Origin of the sequence: Mesorhizobium amorphae CCNWGS0123 (assembly GCF_001686985.1) — a bacterium.
Taxonomy (GTDB): domain Bacteria; phylum Pseudomonadota; class Alphaproteobacteria; order Rhizobiales; family Rhizobiaceae; genus Mesorhizobium; species Mesorhizobium amorphae.
The window spans coordinates 6,105,838-6,120,390 of the sequence record NZ_CP015318.1; the positions used below are offsets into that span (position 1 = coordinate 6,105,838).

At 63.6% G+C, this 14,553-nt stretch carries 15 protein-coding genes; 7 read left to right on the forward strand and 8 right to left on the reverse strand.

The window, feature by feature from the left end:
• Positions 1-72: 72 nt before the first annotated feature.
• Positions 73-330, reverse strand: a complete 258-nt coding sequence (locus A6B35_RS36460) for an invasion associated locus B family protein (RefSeq protein ID WP_206076573.1) — start codon at positions 328-330, stop codon at positions 73-75.
• Between A6B35_RS36460 and A6B35_RS28710 the strand changes: the two genes are divergently transcribed.
• Together A6B35_RS28710 and A6B35_RS28715 are read left to right on the forward strand one after the other, a co-directional pair.
• Positions 329-598, forward strand: a complete 270-nt coding sequence (locus A6B35_RS28710) for a hypothetical protein (RefSeq protein ID WP_244897058.1) — start codon at positions 329-331, stop codon at positions 596-598. The genes A6B35_RS36460 and A6B35_RS28710 overlap by 2 nt on opposite strands.
• Before the next feature lie 135 nt (positions 599-733).
• Positions 734-1,210 (forward strand): NUDIX hydrolase, encoded by a 477-nt coding sequence (locus A6B35_RS28715; protein ID WP_006204432.1) that lies wholly within the window; start codon positions 734-736, stop codon positions 1,208-1,210.
• A gap of 9 nt (positions 1,211-1,219) precedes the next feature.
• Here the strand turns inward: A6B35_RS28715 and A6B35_RS28720 are convergent, their stop codons facing one another.
• The 5 genes from A6B35_RS28720 to A6B35_RS28740 form a co-directional block, all read right to left on the reverse strand.
• The gene (locus A6B35_RS28720; protein ID WP_065518302.1) at positions 1,220-2,071 is read right to left on the reverse strand and encodes a citryl-CoA lyase; all 852 of its coding nucleotides are present in this window, start codon (positions 2,069-2,071) and stop codon (positions 1,220-1,222) included.
• On the reverse strand, positions 2,068-3,252 hold the full coding sequence (locus tag A6B35_RS28725) for a CaiB/BaiF CoA transferase family protein (RefSeq protein WP_006200359.1): 1,185 nt from the start codon (positions 3,250-3,252) through the stop codon (positions 2,068-2,070). The genes A6B35_RS28720 and A6B35_RS28725 overlap by 4 nt, the downstream gene beginning before the upstream one ends.
• 15 nt (positions 3,253-3,267) lie before the next feature.
• Positions 3,268-4,791 carry a tripartite tricarboxylate transporter permease gene (locus A6B35_RS28730; protein ID WP_006200360.1) on the reverse strand — a complete coding sequence of 508 codons (1,524 nt, stop codon included), beginning with the start codon at positions 4,789-4,791 and terminating at the stop codon, positions 3,268-3,270.
• Positions 4,792-4,795: 4 nt separating this feature from the next.
• Positions 4,796-5,332, reverse strand: coding sequence for a tripartite tricarboxylate transporter TctB family protein (locus A6B35_RS28735; RefSeq protein ID WP_006200361.1), 537 nt, complete (start codon positions 5,330-5,332; stop codon positions 4,796-4,798).
• Positions 5,333-5,462: 130 nt separating this feature from the next.
• On the reverse strand, positions 5,463-6,440 hold the full coding sequence (locus A6B35_RS28740) for a Bug family tripartite tricarboxylate transporter substrate binding protein (RefSeq protein ID WP_006200362.1): 978 nt from the start codon (positions 6,438-6,440) through the stop codon (positions 5,463-5,465).
• Positions 6,441-6,644: 204 nt separating this feature from the next.
• On the opposite strand from A6B35_RS28740, the gene A6B35_RS28745 reads away from it, so the two are divergent.
• Together A6B35_RS28745 and A6B35_RS28750 are read left to right on the forward strand one after the other, a co-directional pair.
• Positions 6,645-7,397: an IclR family transcriptional regulator gene (locus A6B35_RS28745; RefSeq protein ID WP_006200363.1), complete on the forward strand. Its 753-nt coding sequence runs from the start codon at positions 6,645-6,647 to the stop codon at positions 7,395-7,397.
• Between the two features lie 326 nt (positions 7,398-7,723).
• Entirely contained in the window at positions 7,724-10,207 is a 2,484-nt protein-coding gene (locus A6B35_RS28750) for an EAL domain-containing protein (protein ID WP_006200364.1), read from the forward strand.
• Between the two features lie 16 nt (positions 10,208-10,223).
• Here the strand turns inward: A6B35_RS28750 and A6B35_RS28755 are convergent, their stop codons facing one another.
• The gene (locus A6B35_RS28755) at positions 10,224-10,430 is read right to left on the reverse strand and encodes a hypothetical protein (protein WP_006200365.1); all 207 of its coding nucleotides are present in this window, start codon (positions 10,428-10,430) and stop codon (positions 10,224-10,226) included.
• A 141-nt stretch (positions 10,431-10,571) separates the two neighbouring features.
• Here A6B35_RS28755 and A6B35_RS28760 point away from each other — a divergent pair, with 141 nt between their 5' ends.
• Entirely contained in the window at positions 10,572-12,065 is a 1,494-nt protein-coding gene (locus tag A6B35_RS28760; RefSeq protein WP_006200366.1) for a winged helix-turn-helix domain-containing tetratricopeptide repeat protein, read from the forward strand.
• A 51-nt stretch (positions 12,066-12,116) separates the two neighbouring features.
• Here A6B35_RS28760 and A6B35_RS28765 read toward each other — a convergent pair whose 3' ends face one another.
• A complete protein-coding gene (locus A6B35_RS28765; protein WP_006200367.1) occupies positions 12,117-12,656 on the reverse strand; it encodes a GNAT family N-acetyltransferase in 540 nt (179 codons plus the stop codon).
• Positions 12,657-12,890: 234 nt separating this feature from the next.
• Between A6B35_RS28765 and A6B35_RS28770 the strand changes: the two genes are divergently transcribed.
• Both A6B35_RS28770 and A6B35_RS28775 read left to right on the forward strand, forming a co-directional pair.
• Positions 12,891-13,346: a DUF2214 family protein gene (locus A6B35_RS28770; RefSeq protein WP_006200368.1), complete on the forward strand. Its 456-nt coding sequence runs from the start codon at positions 12,891-12,893 to the stop codon at positions 13,344-13,346.
• 172 nt (positions 13,347-13,518) lie between these two features.
• Complete coding sequence (locus tag A6B35_RS28775; protein ID WP_006200369.1) at positions 13,519-14,496, forward strand: tripartite tricarboxylate transporter substrate-binding protein; 978 nt, start codon at positions 13,519-13,521, stop codon at positions 14,494-14,496.
• The last annotated feature ends 57 nt before the right edge of the window (positions 14,497-14,553 follow it).

Below are 14,553 nucleotides of genomic sequence, written 5' to 3' on the forward strand. Positions count from 1 at the left end.
TCGGCATTCGCCGATCGTCCCGGCCTGTTATGGGCGATCGGCATCGCCGATCGTCCCGAACGACAATCAACTTCAGTCGGCCGAGAGTTCGGCAGTCCTGGCCAGCGCGCCGCCGAAGCCGTTGAGCGAGAAGCTGATCGGTTGTCCCGAATCCACCGCGACCGCATTGATCTTCAAGGTGGGGCCGTTCTGCAGCAGTGGCATGATGTCGGCGTTGAACGCCAGGCCCCCATTGCCCATGGCAGCGCCGGTCAAATGCCCTATATAAATGGCAGGTTCTTCACGCGGGAGCGGATCGATGCCGCAGCTTCGTCTATCGACTGTCTTCATGTCGGCCGTGCTGGCAACAGTCATGCTGCCGGTTGCAGCCCCGTATGCCTTGGCGCAAGCCGTTACTCCAACAAATCGCAATATTCTGATCCAGCAGAACGACTTGCAGGCCTTGCAAAACAGGATACAGCGGCGGCAATTCCAGCAACAGCAGCAGCAATATCGCGCCCAGGATCGTCAAATCGTGCCGCAACCTCGACAGCAGGTGCCGGTGGTCAAGCCACCTTGCCAGGTGCTGGGCAACGCAATTCTGACGGGTTGCCGCTGACAAGCCGGCATTTTCGATTTATTTAGCCGACTTATCTGCCGGAAATGTCACATTGCATCGAGGGCGGGTTTGGGGTTTGCACGACGGCAGCTCTCTCGCGCAACGGAGACGCTGTCTCGACTGGGTTTTGGGCAAATGGCGCCGACCAAGAAGAAAGCGGTACGCAAGGCAAAGAATGGTGAACGGATCCGCCAGGTCGCGGCCATTCCGTTCCGGCTGGGCGCGGCTGGCGATTTCGAGGTCATGCTGGTCACGTCGCGCACGACCAGGCGCTTCATCGTGCCCAAGGGCTGGCCGATGAAGGGCAAGAGCGGCCGCAGGGCAGCCATGATCGAGGCGCGGGAAGAGGCCGGCGTTCTCGGCAAGACATTGAAAGAACCGGCCGGCACCTATTCCTACTGGAAAAGGCTGGAGAACGGCTTCATCCGTGTCGACGTCATTGTCTACCTGCTGGAGGTGACCAAGGAACTGTCGAACTGGCAGGAGGCCGAAAGCCGGCAGCGGGCATGGCTGGCGCCGGAGGACGCGGCGCTGCTCATCGACGAGCCGGATCTTTCCACGCTGCTCAGGGATTTGAAGCTCCCCCAGGCTGAGTCCGCCGGCGGGCTCTGACGCGTCGCCTCAGTTGCTTTCCTCGTCGCGCCCGGGAAATGGCCGCACAGGCGTGCCTGTATAGGCCCACAGCCATTCCCGTGGCAGCGGCCCCTTGTTGCGGTCGCTCTGCTGCGATTGCTCCCACGCATGCGCCAGGATGCCGACCGAGCGCGACAGCACGAACAAGCCGCGCGTCAGCGCCGGCGGAAAGCCGAGCTCGCCATAGATCACGGCGGTAGCGCCATCGATGTTGAGCGGGATAGTCTTGCCCTTGCGCTGCGCAAGCTCGACCTCGATCGCTTCGGCGATGTCGGCGAAGCGCCCGCCGATGATGCCCCGCGCGGCAAAATCGCGGGTCACTTCGATGAGGCGCGGGGCGCGTGGATCGACGGGATGGAAGCGATGGCCGAAACCCGGCACATAGCCCTTTTCCTCGGCGAGGAACCGATCAAGCCGCGCCGTCACGGCATCGGCCAGCGCCGTGCCTTGATCCATCGCCGCGGCAACATCGCCATAGAAGGAAAGCGCCTGTTCGCCGGCGCCACCATGCACGTCGCCGAGCACATTGATGGCCGAGGCCATGGCGCTGTTGATGCCGACGCCGCAGGTAGCTGCCATGCGGGCAATGGCGATCGATGGCGCCTGCGGACCGTGATCGACGGCCGCGCCCAGCGCGATGCCAAGCAGCGCCGCCTGCTCCTCGCCTGGCAGTTCGCCGCGCAGCATCAACCAGATCGTCGCCGGAAAGCTGACGCGGCCGATCAGGTCCTGGATTTCATAGCCGCGCAGCCGGATCACGCCTGGCCGCATTTCGATGATATCGGTCTGCCACCACTCCTCGCCGCGCTCGCGGCCGGTCTTTTTCTCCTGACCGCTCATGCCCGCGCCCTTGTCTTGGCGCGCGGCGGCAGGTCGGCGAAAATCTCGTCCATGTGCTCGCCCAGCACCGGTGGCGCCCTGGTCGGCAAGGGGGCCGCGCCGTCGACCATGAAACCGCCGCGCACGACGGTCAGCGGCTTGCCCATGCCGGGCAGGCCGTCGAAGCGCATGGTCATATCGCGTTCGATGACTTGCTTTTCGTCGAGCACTTGCGGGATCGTCAGCACCCGCCCCGCCGGCACGCCGGCGCGGTTCAGCTTCTCTTCCCAGACGGCCGCCGAGGCATCCGCCAGGGCTTCCTCGATCAGCCCTTTCAGCGCGACGCGGTTGCTCTTGCGCGTCTCGCGCTCGGCAAAGCGCGGATCCGACGCCAGCTCCGGCCGCCCGATCAACTGGCACAGCGTGACGAACTGCTCCTGCTTGTTGGCGGCGATGTTGAGCAGACCGTCGCCGGTGCGGAACGCGCCGGAAGGAGCCGCCGTCATGTTCTCGTTGCCCATCGGCTGCGGCTCGACGCCGGCCGTCAGATAGTTGGACACCGGCCAGCCCAATGCCGAGAGCGTGCATTCGAGCATCGACACGTCCAGGAAGGCGCCCTCGCCGGACACTTTCTGCTTCACCAGTGCCGCGGCGATCGCAAAAGCCCCGACCAGCCCGCCCAGTGTGTCGGCGACCGGGTAGCCGACGCGCAATGGCGCCGTCTCCGGCGTGCCGGTGATGCTCATGATGCCGGAAAGGCCCTGGATGATCTGGTCATAGGCTGGATTGTCGCGCATCGGCCCGGTCTGGCCGAACCCCGATATGGCGCAATAGACAAGGCCGGGGCGGACCTCTTTCAGCCGCTCATAGCCGAGGCCCAGCCGGTCCAGGACCCCCGGCCGGAAATTCTCGACCAGTGCGTCGGCGGAGGCGACCAGATCGAGGAAGCGCTCGCGATCGGCGTCTTTCTTGAGATCGAGCACCACCGATCGTTTGCCGGCGTTCTGCGCCAGGAACGAGGCGCCCATGCCGGCCTGGTTAAGTTGCGGCGAGGCACCGAGCTGACGCGCCAGATCCCCGCCTTGCGGCGCCTCGACCTTGATCACGTCGGCGCCGAGCAGTGCCAGCTGGTAGGCGCAGTACGGGCCGGCCAGCACGTTGGTCAGATCGAGGACGCGGATGCCGGAAAGCAGGTCGGTCATGATGCTCCAGACAGGTCAGGCATCGCCGGGCACATGCTCCGGCCCGCGCCGCCGGCGATGCTCTATAAAGGCCCAGATATGCGGCCCCGCCAGGCCGATGAAGGCCAGCACCAGCAGCGTCAGCGACAGCTTGTGCGTGTAGAATACCGACCAGTCGCCGTTCGAGATGGTCATCGCCCGGCGGAACTGCGTCTCGGCGAGTGGCCCGAGGATCATGCCGATGATCACAGGCGCGGTCGGGAAATCGAAGCGCCGCATCAGGAACCCGGCAGCACCCAGCAGATACAGGATCACCAGATCGATCGGCGACTGCGAGATGCCGTAGGTGCCGACGGTGGCAAAGACCAGGATGCCCGCATAGAGCTGTGGCGCCGGGATTTTCAACAGCCGCACCCAGAGCCCGATCAGCGGCAGGTTGAGGATGACCAGGATGACGTTGGCGATGAACAGGCTGGCGATCAGGCCCCAGACGAGGTTGGCCTGCGTCGTCAAGAGCAGCGGCCCTGGATTGATGCCGTAGCTCTGGAAGGCCGACAGCATGATCGCCGCGGTCGCCGAGGTCGGCAGGCCGAGCGTCAGCATCGGCACCAGCACGCCGGCGGCCGAGGCATTGTTGGCGGCTTCCGGACCGGCAACGCCTTCGATGGCGCCGACCGTACCGAACTCCTCCTTGTGTTTCGAAAGCTTCTTCTCGATGGCGTAGGACAGGAAGGTCGGGATTTCGGCGCCGCCGGCCGGCATGGCGCCGATCGGAAAGCCGATCGCCGCACCGCGCAGCCACGCCTTCCACGAGCGTCCCCATTCGGCCGCGGTCATGTAGAGCGAGCCTTTCAGCGGCACGATCTCGTCCTTGCCGGCGTAGCGGCGCGACGCCATGTAGAGCGTCTCGCCAACCGCGAACAGGCCGACCGCAACGATGATGACGTCCACACCGTCGAGCAGTTCGCCCATGCCGAAAGTGAAGCGTGGCTGGCCCGTCTGCAGGTCGACGCCGATCATGCCAATGACGAAGCCGGCGAACAGGCTGGTGAGCCCCCGCACCGACGACGAGCCGAGCACCGCCGACACGGTGATGAAGGCCAGCACCATCAGCGAGAAGTACTCGGCCGGCCCGAATGCCAGCGCGAATTTGACCACGATCGGCGCCAGGAAGGCGACGCCCAGAGTGCCGATGGTGCCGGCGACAAAGGAGCCGATCGCCGACGTCGCCAATGCCGCTCCGCCGCGGCCGGAGCGGGCCATCCGGTTGCCTTCCAGCGCCGTAACGATGGTGGCGCTTTCGCCGGGCGTGTTGAGCAAGATCGACGTCGTCGAGCCGCCATACATGGCGCCGTAATAGATACCGGCGAACAGGATGAAGGAGGCCTCCGGCGCCACCTGGTAGGTGATCGGCAAAAGCAAGGCGATGGTCAGCGCCGGCCCGAGGCCGGGCAGCACGCCGATCGCCGTTCCCAATGTCGTGCCGAGCAGGCACCACATGAGGTTGACCGGCGTGAAGGCGACCGAAAATCCATGGGCGAGCTGATTGAGAGTTTCCATCGCTTCAGCCCCTCGCCATGCCGATGATCGCGTCGATGACCGAGTTCAGCTGGTTCTCGATGAAGCCGGCGCCGATGTTAACACCAAGCGCTCTGGCGAAACCGAAATAGGCCGCGAGCGCCAGGATCAGTCCAAGCAGTGCATCGCGCAACGGATGCTTGCTGCCGAACCCGTAGCAGATGAGAACGAACATGATCACCGAGGCGGCGGTGAAGCCCAACGGATGGATCAGCAGCAGGTTGGCAACCAGTCCAGCGGCCACGAAGCCCATCGCCTTCCAGTCGGTCGGCGTTTCCTTTTCCTCCTCCGGCTGCCAGCCGCCCCTCAGCGCGGCGACGATGAGGAGCAGGGAAAGCACCAGCATGCCTGTCATTGTGAGATAGGGAAAGACGGTCGGGCCGACCTTGGAGTAGAGCGGCGATACCGGGATCGCCAGCGTCTGCCAGGCCACGGCCGCGGCGCAGGCGAGAAGCCCAATGCCGATCAACAATTCGGGCATTGCAAGGCGTCGCGGCGGCGCCTGCTGGTCGCTGGTGCTCATGAATGTCCTCCCAAGATGGCCAGCCTCCCACGGCTGGCCCTGACCGCAGTCTTACCCGCGACGGATCACATGTCCATGCGGTTGCGGAGCCTCCAGAAGGGGGCGGCGCGGGCCGCCCCCTCGGGAAGCATCAGGCGAGGCCGAGATCCTTGAGGATCGCAGTGATACGGGCAGTGTCCTCGGTGAGGAACCTGGCATAGTCGTCACCGGTGAGCAGGATCTGCGTCCAGTTGCGGTTCTTGCACTCCGTTGCCCAGGCCTCGCTCTTGGCCATGGTCTCGATCAGCGTGACCATGGCGGCCTTGTCGGCGTCGGAGACACCGGGCGGTGCAAAGACGCCGCGCCAGTTGAACAGTTCGACATCGATGCCGGCTTCCTTCAGCGTCGGCGCGTCGATGCCATCCTGGCGCTTGTCGGCCGAGATCGCGAGCAGCCGCAGCGCGCCCGCCTTGACCTGTTCGGCGAACTCGCCATAGCCGGAAATGCCGGCAGCGACCTGGTTGCCGAGCAGAGCCGAAAGGGCCTCGCCACCGCCGGCGAACGGCACGTAGGAAAGGTTGGTCGCCGGCACGCCGGCCGTCTTGGCGATCAGGCCGAACAGGATATGGTCCGAGCCGCCGGCGGAACCGCCGGCCACCGGCACCTTGGTCGGGTCCGCCTTCAGCGCGGCGACGAAATCGGCGGCCGTCTTGAACGGCGAGGCGGCCGGCACCACCAGCGCCTCGAATTCGCCGGTCAGGCGCGCGATCGGCGTCACCTCGGTGAGGTTGTTGGCCGACTTGTTGGCGATGATGGCACCGACCATGACCATGCCGGCCACCATCAGCGAATTGCCCTTGCCGTTCCACTGGTTGACGAACTGCGGCAGGCCGACCGTGCCGCCGGCGCCGCCGACATTGGTGATCTGCGAGCCGGAAATCAATTTTTCAGAACGCAGCACCTGGTCGATGGTGCGCGCCGTCTGGTCCCAGCCGCCACCGGGCGCCGCCGGCACGAAGATCTGGATCTGCGGTGCGTCCTGTGCGAAGGCGGATGTGAAGTGCAGTGCGGCGAAACCGGCGGCGCCTGCCGCGGCGGTGCTCGTCAGGAATTTGCGTCTGTTCAGCATGGGATTCCTCCAAATCGCGACACCTCCTCCGGTGCCTGCCAGAAACGTGGCCTGAATTCAGACCCGCCATCAAGTTCAAGCAGATGTTACCGCGTTCTGTCAACAGGAACAGCATTCTACTAGACAGAATGCACGGCATCCGGCATAGTTTGGCCGGTTGGGGTCTTCGTCCGAACCGGGAACCGAAACGAAATCGTCAAGCAGATGAATGACATACGGTCCAGATCCGCATCGGCGGACGGCGTTGCCGCACTCGATCGCGCCATCGCCATTCTCGACGCCTTCGCCTCGGTTGACAAGTCGCTCAGCCTTGCCGAAATCGCCGCACGCACCGGTCTCTACAAGAGCACGATCCTGAGGCTGGCGGGCTCGCTGCTGCGCGGCCAATTGCTGGAACGCCTGGATGACGGCCGCTACCGTGTCGGCCCGGCGACCTTCCGGCTCGGCGCGATCTACCAGCGTTCGGTGGCGGCGGCCGACATCCTGCTGCCGATCATGCGGGATCTGGCCGAGCAGAGCTGGGAGAGCGTCGCCTTCTACGTCCGCTCGGGCGATGTCCGCAGCTGTCTCTACCGCGTCGAATCCAAGCATCCGATCCGCTACACGATCAGGGAAGGCGACGTGCTGCCGCTGCTGCTGGGTTCGGGAGGCCGCGTGCTGGCGGCGTTCTCCGGCGAGCCGGGCGAGCCCTACGAAACCATCCGCGCGACCTATCATTATCTGTCGGTGGGCGACCGCGACCCCGAGACGGCGGGCGTGTCCGCGCCGGTGTTCGGCCCGGGGCGCACCCTGCTCGGCGTGCTGACGCTGGCCGGCCCGAGCACGCGTGTCGATGCGGCCTTCCTGCGGCGCATGACGCCATCCCTGTTGGCGGCGGCAGCCCGCGCCACGCGCGCTTTCGGGGAAGACGCATCGATGCTCGAACATGCCCTATCGAAAGCCGATCCCCACCCGTAAAGCGCTGGCGTGTCCACGGGTTCTCGTCATTGCCTGCACTTCCGCCTCGCAGACACGGACAGTGAACGAGGATTCGGAACCAATCGAATGCAATGAAACTTGTCAGAAAATCATAAGCATAACGCCACGTAATCTGTTTCTGCCGCAGTACGCGGCACTCGAAGCAAAATAACCGAAGAATTTATCGGCTGTTAAGGCCAATATGCTACTCGAACTGCTGTCGCCGACTGCAGCGCGACGTGGGGAGAACGCGACACCTGGCCGGCATCTGGATCAGCCGGCAGGGCAAATCAACGGGGGGCCATGGCTATTCCCATGGAAGCTTGATGAGGCTGTCACCGGCAGATACCAGCCCCCGACTGCTCGGGCTGGTCTGGCCTTTCGTCCTCGTGATTCTTGTCCAGGCCCTGCTTGCCAGCGGCAGCCTCTACACCCTGTCGGCGGTTCGCGCCTATGTCGGCGGCGAGAGCCACTGGTCGAAGGGGCAGAAGCAGGCCATCTATTTTCTCAACCTCTATGCCGACACCGGCAGGCAGGAGTTCTTCGATGAATACCGCGGAGCCATAGCGGTTCCGCTCGCCGATCATTCGGCGCGGCTTGCCCTCGAGCAGACCGAACCCGACACCGACGCCGCCCGCGCCGGCTTCCTGCAGGGCAGAAATCATCCCGACGACGTGCCGGGGATGATCTGGCTGTTCCAGAACTTCCGCCAAGTGAGCTACCTCGACATCGCCATCCAGCACTGGACCGCGGCCGACGGCATGATCCTCGCGCTCGACCGGCTCGGCACCGAGATCAACCAGAAGTTTGAGGAAGGTCCGCCAACGGCGGCGCAGATCGCTGCCTGGAAGGCGGAAATTCACGGCCTCAACCATCAGATCGGACCGCTGTCGAAGTCTTTTTCCGACAGCCTCGGCGAAGGATCCCGCTTCATCAAGATGGCGCTGACGCTGGCGAATCTTGCCACCGCCGCCTTGCTCATCCTGCTTGCCGTGTGGCGTACCCGCAAACTCCTGGCGCAGCGCCAGGCTTTCCGGATCGCCCTCAACGCTGAACGCGAGCGCGCCCAGATCACGTTGGCCTCGATTGGCCAGGCCGTCATCAGCACCGGTGCGGACGGGCGGCTGGACTACATGAACGCAGTCGCGGAACGTCTACTGGAGCGGCCGTTCAGCCAAGCAAGAGGCCAACCGATCGCGTCGCTGTTCAGGCTGGTCGACAGGGACAGCGGCATCGAGGAGCACCGGCTGATGGAACGCCTGCTGGCAGGCGAGCCACTGCACTCCAATGAACGGCCGCAATTATTGCGACGCGCCGATGGCTCCGTCGTTCCTGTCGCGCTGACAGGCGCGCCGCTACTGGTTTCCGGCCAGATCGTCGGCGCCGTGCTGGCCTTCCACGACATGACGCGCGAACAGGATTATATCGAGCGGCTGTCATGGCAGGCATCGCATGACGGGCTGACCGGGCTCACCAACCGACGCACCTTCGAGAGCAGCCTGCAAAAGGCGATCGCGGACCTGCACCATTGGCCGCGCCAGCACGCATTGATGTACCTGGACCTCGACCAGTTCAAGCTCGTCAACGACACCTGTGGTCATGCGGCGGGCGACCAGCTCTTGCGGCAGGTTTCCATGCTGCTCGGCAATGAGCTGCGGCCCGACGACATACTGGCTCGGCTGGGCGGCGACGAGTTCGGCGTCCTGCTCTTCGATTGCGATCCGGATCTCGCGTCCGAGATCGCCGAACGGCTGCGCGCGACCGTTCAGGACCTGCATTTTGCTTGGAGCGGCAGGCCTTTCAACATCAGCGTCAGCATCGGCATGGTCGAGATCACCGATGCAGAAATCACGCTCAAGGATACCCTGCAGGCAGCCGATGTCGCCTGCTACATCGCCAAGGAGAAGGGCCGCAACCGCGTCCAGCTGCATAGCGACAGCGACACGGCCTTGCGCGAACGTTTCAGCGAAATGGCCTGGGTCCAGCGCCTGCATGCCGCGCTGGAAGAAGACCGCTTCAAGCTTCACGCCCAGGAGATCTGGCCGCTCAACGCCGCCGCGGCCGAGGCCGGCGCCCATATAGAAATACTGCTGCGGTTGACCGACGAGGATGGCCTCATCGTTTCGCCGGCCAGCTTCATTCCGGCAGCCGAGCGCTATGGCCTGATGCCGTCGATCGACCGCTGGGTCGTGCGCAACACTTTCAGCGTTCTGGTCGCACGCCTTGCCAACCCGCAGGCCGCCCCCATCGCCACCTGCGCGATCAACCTATCCGGCGCAAGTTTCGGCGACGACACCTTCCTCGGCTTCCTGCGCGAACAGTTCGACGTCCATGGCATTCCGCCCGGCATGATCTGCCTGGAGATCACGGAAACCAGCGCGATTGCCGACCTCACCAACGCCATGCGTTTCATAGCCGACCTGCGCGAACTGGGCTGCCGCTTCGCCCTCGACGACTTTGGCTCCGGCATGTCGTCCTTCGCCTATCTGAAGCACCTGCCCGTCGATTATCTGAAAATCGACGGCAGCTTCGTCAAGGACATGCTGGAGGACCGGATCGATCGTGCCATGGTCGAGATGATCCATCATATCGGCAAGGTGATGGGCAAGCGAACCATCGCCGAGTTCGTCGAAAACGACGGCATCGTCGAGGCTTTGAAGACGATCGGCGTCGACTATGCGCAAGGCTATGCGATCGCCCGGCCGCAACCTTTCGACGCTTCGACGCCCCTGCTGAAACCTGGTGCAGGACCGGGCATCGACGATGACCCTTGGAGCGACGTCGCGCGCAAGTTGCGCAAGCTCGGATAACGGCGCCGCCGCGCCCTCACCAGGTGGGATCCCGGCCTTCGAGATCGTCGTCCGGCAAGACCTGCGGCTGGCGACGGAGACTGGTATAGGGGGCCACGTAAGCCATGTTGAGTGCATCGCCCATGGCGGCAAGCGATGCGCCGATTTCGAGCCTCGGAAAGCTTAGCCGTGGCAGGTTAAGGCGGCGGACGGTGGTCGGGGCGGCGGTGGAGATGTCGGTCATGGTGTCCTCCTGTGACGGCGAGAATGACACCGCTTCCCACTCAGGTCCTTGGCTCGGACCTGAATAATCCTGAACAGTCCTGAAGTTCGCCTTCAAGACCCTCTTGGGTTATCCTAGCCCACGAGGGACGGGTTCTTGGCAATGGACTTGGAGTTTGGGAACTATCGCCTGAAACGCGCCGAACGGCTGCTGCTCGGGCCCAACGGGCCGATGGTGCTTTCGGCGCGATCCTTCGACATCCTCGTGATGTTGCTAGAGAGGCCGGACGAGGTGATCGGCAAGACCGAACTCTTCGATGCGGTCTGGCCCAGCCTGGTGGTGGAGGAGAACACGCTGCAGGTCCACATTTCGGCGTTGCGAAAACTGCTGCCCGCCGAGATGATCGTAACCGTGCATGGTCGCGGCTATAAATATGCCGGCCCCAAGCCCTTCGTGGCTGCAACAGAAGCTCCGGCGCCGCCCAGACCCTCCATCGCCGTTCTTCCCTTCGACAACATGAGCGGCGACCCTGAGCAGGACTATTTCAGCGACGGGATTACCGAAGACATCATCGCCGAGCTCGGCAAGTTCAGGGAGTTCCTGGTCATTGCGCGGAACTCCTCCTTCCAGTTCCGCGGCAAGGCGAATGACGTGGCCGAGGTGGCGAACAAGCTTGGCGTCCAGTATGTCGTCGAAGGCAGCGTGCGGAAGATCGCCAACCGGGTCAGGGTGACCGTGCAGCTGATCGATGCGTCCTCAACAGCCCATATCTGGGGCGAGCACTACGACCGCGAACTTGATGACATTTTTGCCATCCAAGACGAAATCACCCAGATGATTGCGGCCCGCCTGGCCCGGCAGGCCAGAACCGCGATTGCATCGCGCGCCAGAGCCCGGCCGACCGACAACATGTCGGCCTATGAGTTTTACCTGCGGGCACTGCAGCTGGCAGCCACCTATGACTATGACACGGTGCGCGAAGCTGAACCTTTTCTGCGCCAGGCCGTAAAGCTCGATCCGCGGTTTGCTGCTGCCCACGCCTTGCTCAGCTTTGTCGAGACCCTCAAGTTCTTCTGGATCTACTACAATCCCGACGTTTTGCACTCAGGACTGGAGATCGCAAGAACTGCACTGCAGCTTGACCCCGACGAGGCCTATGGGCATCTCGCCACCGGTTTCGCTCACTTGTACTTGCGCCAATTCAGGCAAGCTGAAATCAGCCTTGACCGGGCGGTTGCGCTCAATCCGAATGATCCGTTCATTCTTAGTATCCGTGCGCTTCACCTGAACTACACGGACAGGCCGGATGAGGCGCTTGTTGAAATAAACGAAGCCCAGCGCCGCGACCCATACGCTGTGGGATGGTATGAAGACTTTCGCGGCATCATCCTGACCACGGCTGGACGATATCGCGAGGCAACGGCCTGCTACGCGAAAATGGCAACTGTACCACCGTGGTCGCTGGTTCGTCTGATCGTCTGCCATTCCGAACTCGGCGAAATTGAGCAAGCGCAAGACCTCCTGGCAAAGGTCAAGGCGCACTATCTCGGACTACGACTTGACGAGATCGTTGATACGGAAGTGGACTTCTATGAGGATCCCGCCGTGTGCAGCCGTTATCGCGCGATCCTGCAGCGCATTGACCAGCAAGAATAGGCTTCACCACGGCCGCGGCCCGGAATGACCGGCATGCCCGTGTCGGCCCGTCTAAGCCTGCCGCTCCAGGAGGATCGTGGCACCATCGTGATAGGTGGTCCTGAGCACTTCCTGGTAGCCGCACTTTGCCGCGACATTCAGCGAAGCGGTGTTTTCGGGATCGATGATGCAGACGGTTCTTGCGCCCTGGAACGTCTCGTCGCCCCAGGCGAGAACCCGTCTCACGACTTCACTGGCCAGGCCCCGGCCGTGCGCCTGCGGCGCCAGCGCCCAGCCGGCCTCCGGCACGCCCTCGATCGACGGCTTGATGTCGCGCTTGAGGTCGTGGAAGCCGGCCTCGCCGATGAAGCGGCCGGTGGCCTTGTCCTCGATCGCCCAGAAGCCGTAGCCCAGAAGCGACCACAGGCCGGCATGGCGCAGGAAGCGCATCCAGCTTTCCTCGCGCGTGCGCGGCTTGCCGCCGATGAAACGGGTGACGCCGGGATCGGCCCACATGGCGACATAGGCGTCGAAATCATCCAGCCGGTGCGCCCTGAGAATGGTGCGCGCCGTTTCGATGACAGGTACGCCGGCTGGCTTTGGACTGACCATGGAATTTGCCTCTGTTGAGTTGTCCCGCGCCTAGCAAATGGCTTGCGTGGGGCAAGGGCCACGACAGCATGGATCATCCTCCAGGACGACCGGACTGTCAGCAGATGGCGTCAATAGCGCCGACGGTCAGGTGCCCACCACCGGCGTATCTGGGAATTTCGCCCGGCGATGCTACTCTCCGCCCGGTGCCGATTCAGGCGCTCCTTGCCGCGCCGTCCGATCGAAGAGAGAAGCATGGATACCACCGACCTTGTGCTGGCCATCGTCCATCATCTGCTGGTGTTTTCGCTGGCCGGCATTCTCGGCGCCGAATTTGTGCTGATCCGCGGCAACTTGCCTGCCGCGACGCTCAAGCGGCTTGCCGGCATCGATCGTCATTACGGCATCATTGCCACGCTGATCATCATCGTCGGCATCGGCCGTGTCTTCTATGGCCTGAAGGGTTGGGAATTCTATGTCTACAACTGGATGTTCTGGGCCAAGATGGCGGCCTTCGCCATCGTCGGCCTGCTGTCGATCATTCCGACCATCCGCTTCATTTCCTGGAACAGGCAGGCCGCCGCCAGCCCCGGCTTCCAGGTGCCGGCGGCGGAACTTGCATCCGTGCGCGGCTATGTGCGCGCCGAAGCGTTCATCTTCCTGCTGATCCCGGTCTTCGCGGCAGCGATGGCACGCGGCTACGGCTATTAGATTGCACATCCCCTTTCACCCATTGGGTGCGGACAGTTGCGGATATCAGCAGTTTGCCGTTTCAGTTCGATTGCAATCTGCTAGCTTGCGCTAATTATTGCTCTATCCACAGCCGGTGTTGAGAGGAACTCCGCGCTGTGGTTGCAGATCAGAATTTCTGGGAGGAACCACTATGAGAAAATTTGTCGCCGCTCTCGCAGCCGCCGCTGCTGCCACCCTTTATCCGTTCGCCGCAGGCGCCCAGACCTATCCCGAACGCACCATCACTGTCGTGGTGCCGTTTGCGGCCGGTGGCCCGACCGACACGGTGACGCGCCTCGTCGCGGAAGCCATGTCGAAGGATCTCGGCCAGCAGGTCATAGTCGAGAATGTCGGCGGTGCCGGCGGCACGCTGGGCGCCGGTCGCGTCGCGAAGGCGGAGCCGGACGGCTATACGCTGCTCCTGCATCATATCGGCATGGCGACCAGCGCGACGCTATACAGGAAGCTCGCATACGACACGCTGAACGCCTTCGAATATGTCGGCCTCGTCACCGAGGTGCCGATGACCATTGTTGGCCGCAAGGACCTCGAGCCGACCGACTTGAAGGGGCTGGTCGAGTACGCCAAGGCCAACAAGGACAGCATCACCGTGGCCAATGCCGGCATAGGTGCGGCCTCGCATCTGTGTGGCATGCTGTTCATGAGCGGCATCAAGACGCCGCTGGTTACCGTGCCATACAAGGGCACTGGCCCGGCGATGACCGACCTTCTCGGCGGCCAGGTCGACATCATGTGCGACCAGACGACCAATACCACGAAGCAGATCAAGGGCGGCACGATCAAGGCCTACGCCGTGACCTCGCCGGAACGCCTCGACGTGCTGCCGGACGTCCCCACGACGACGGAAGGCGGCCTTCCCGAGGTGCAGGTCGGCATCTGGCACGCCATCTATGCCCCCAAGGGCACGCCGGCCGAAATCACCGAACGGCTGTCGAAATCGCTGCAGGTCGCATTGAAGGACCAGAACGTCGCGGCCCGTTTCGCCGAACTCGGCACCAAGCCGTCACCAGAGGCCGACGCGACGCCGGCCGCGCTGAAGGCCAAGCTGGAAGGCGAGATCGGGCGCTGGAAGCCGATCATCGAAGCCGCCGGCCAGTACGCCGACTGAGATTTTCGAACGGGGCGCCACCAGCGCCCCGTTTTCGCTTCAGCTCCGTTTTCGCAT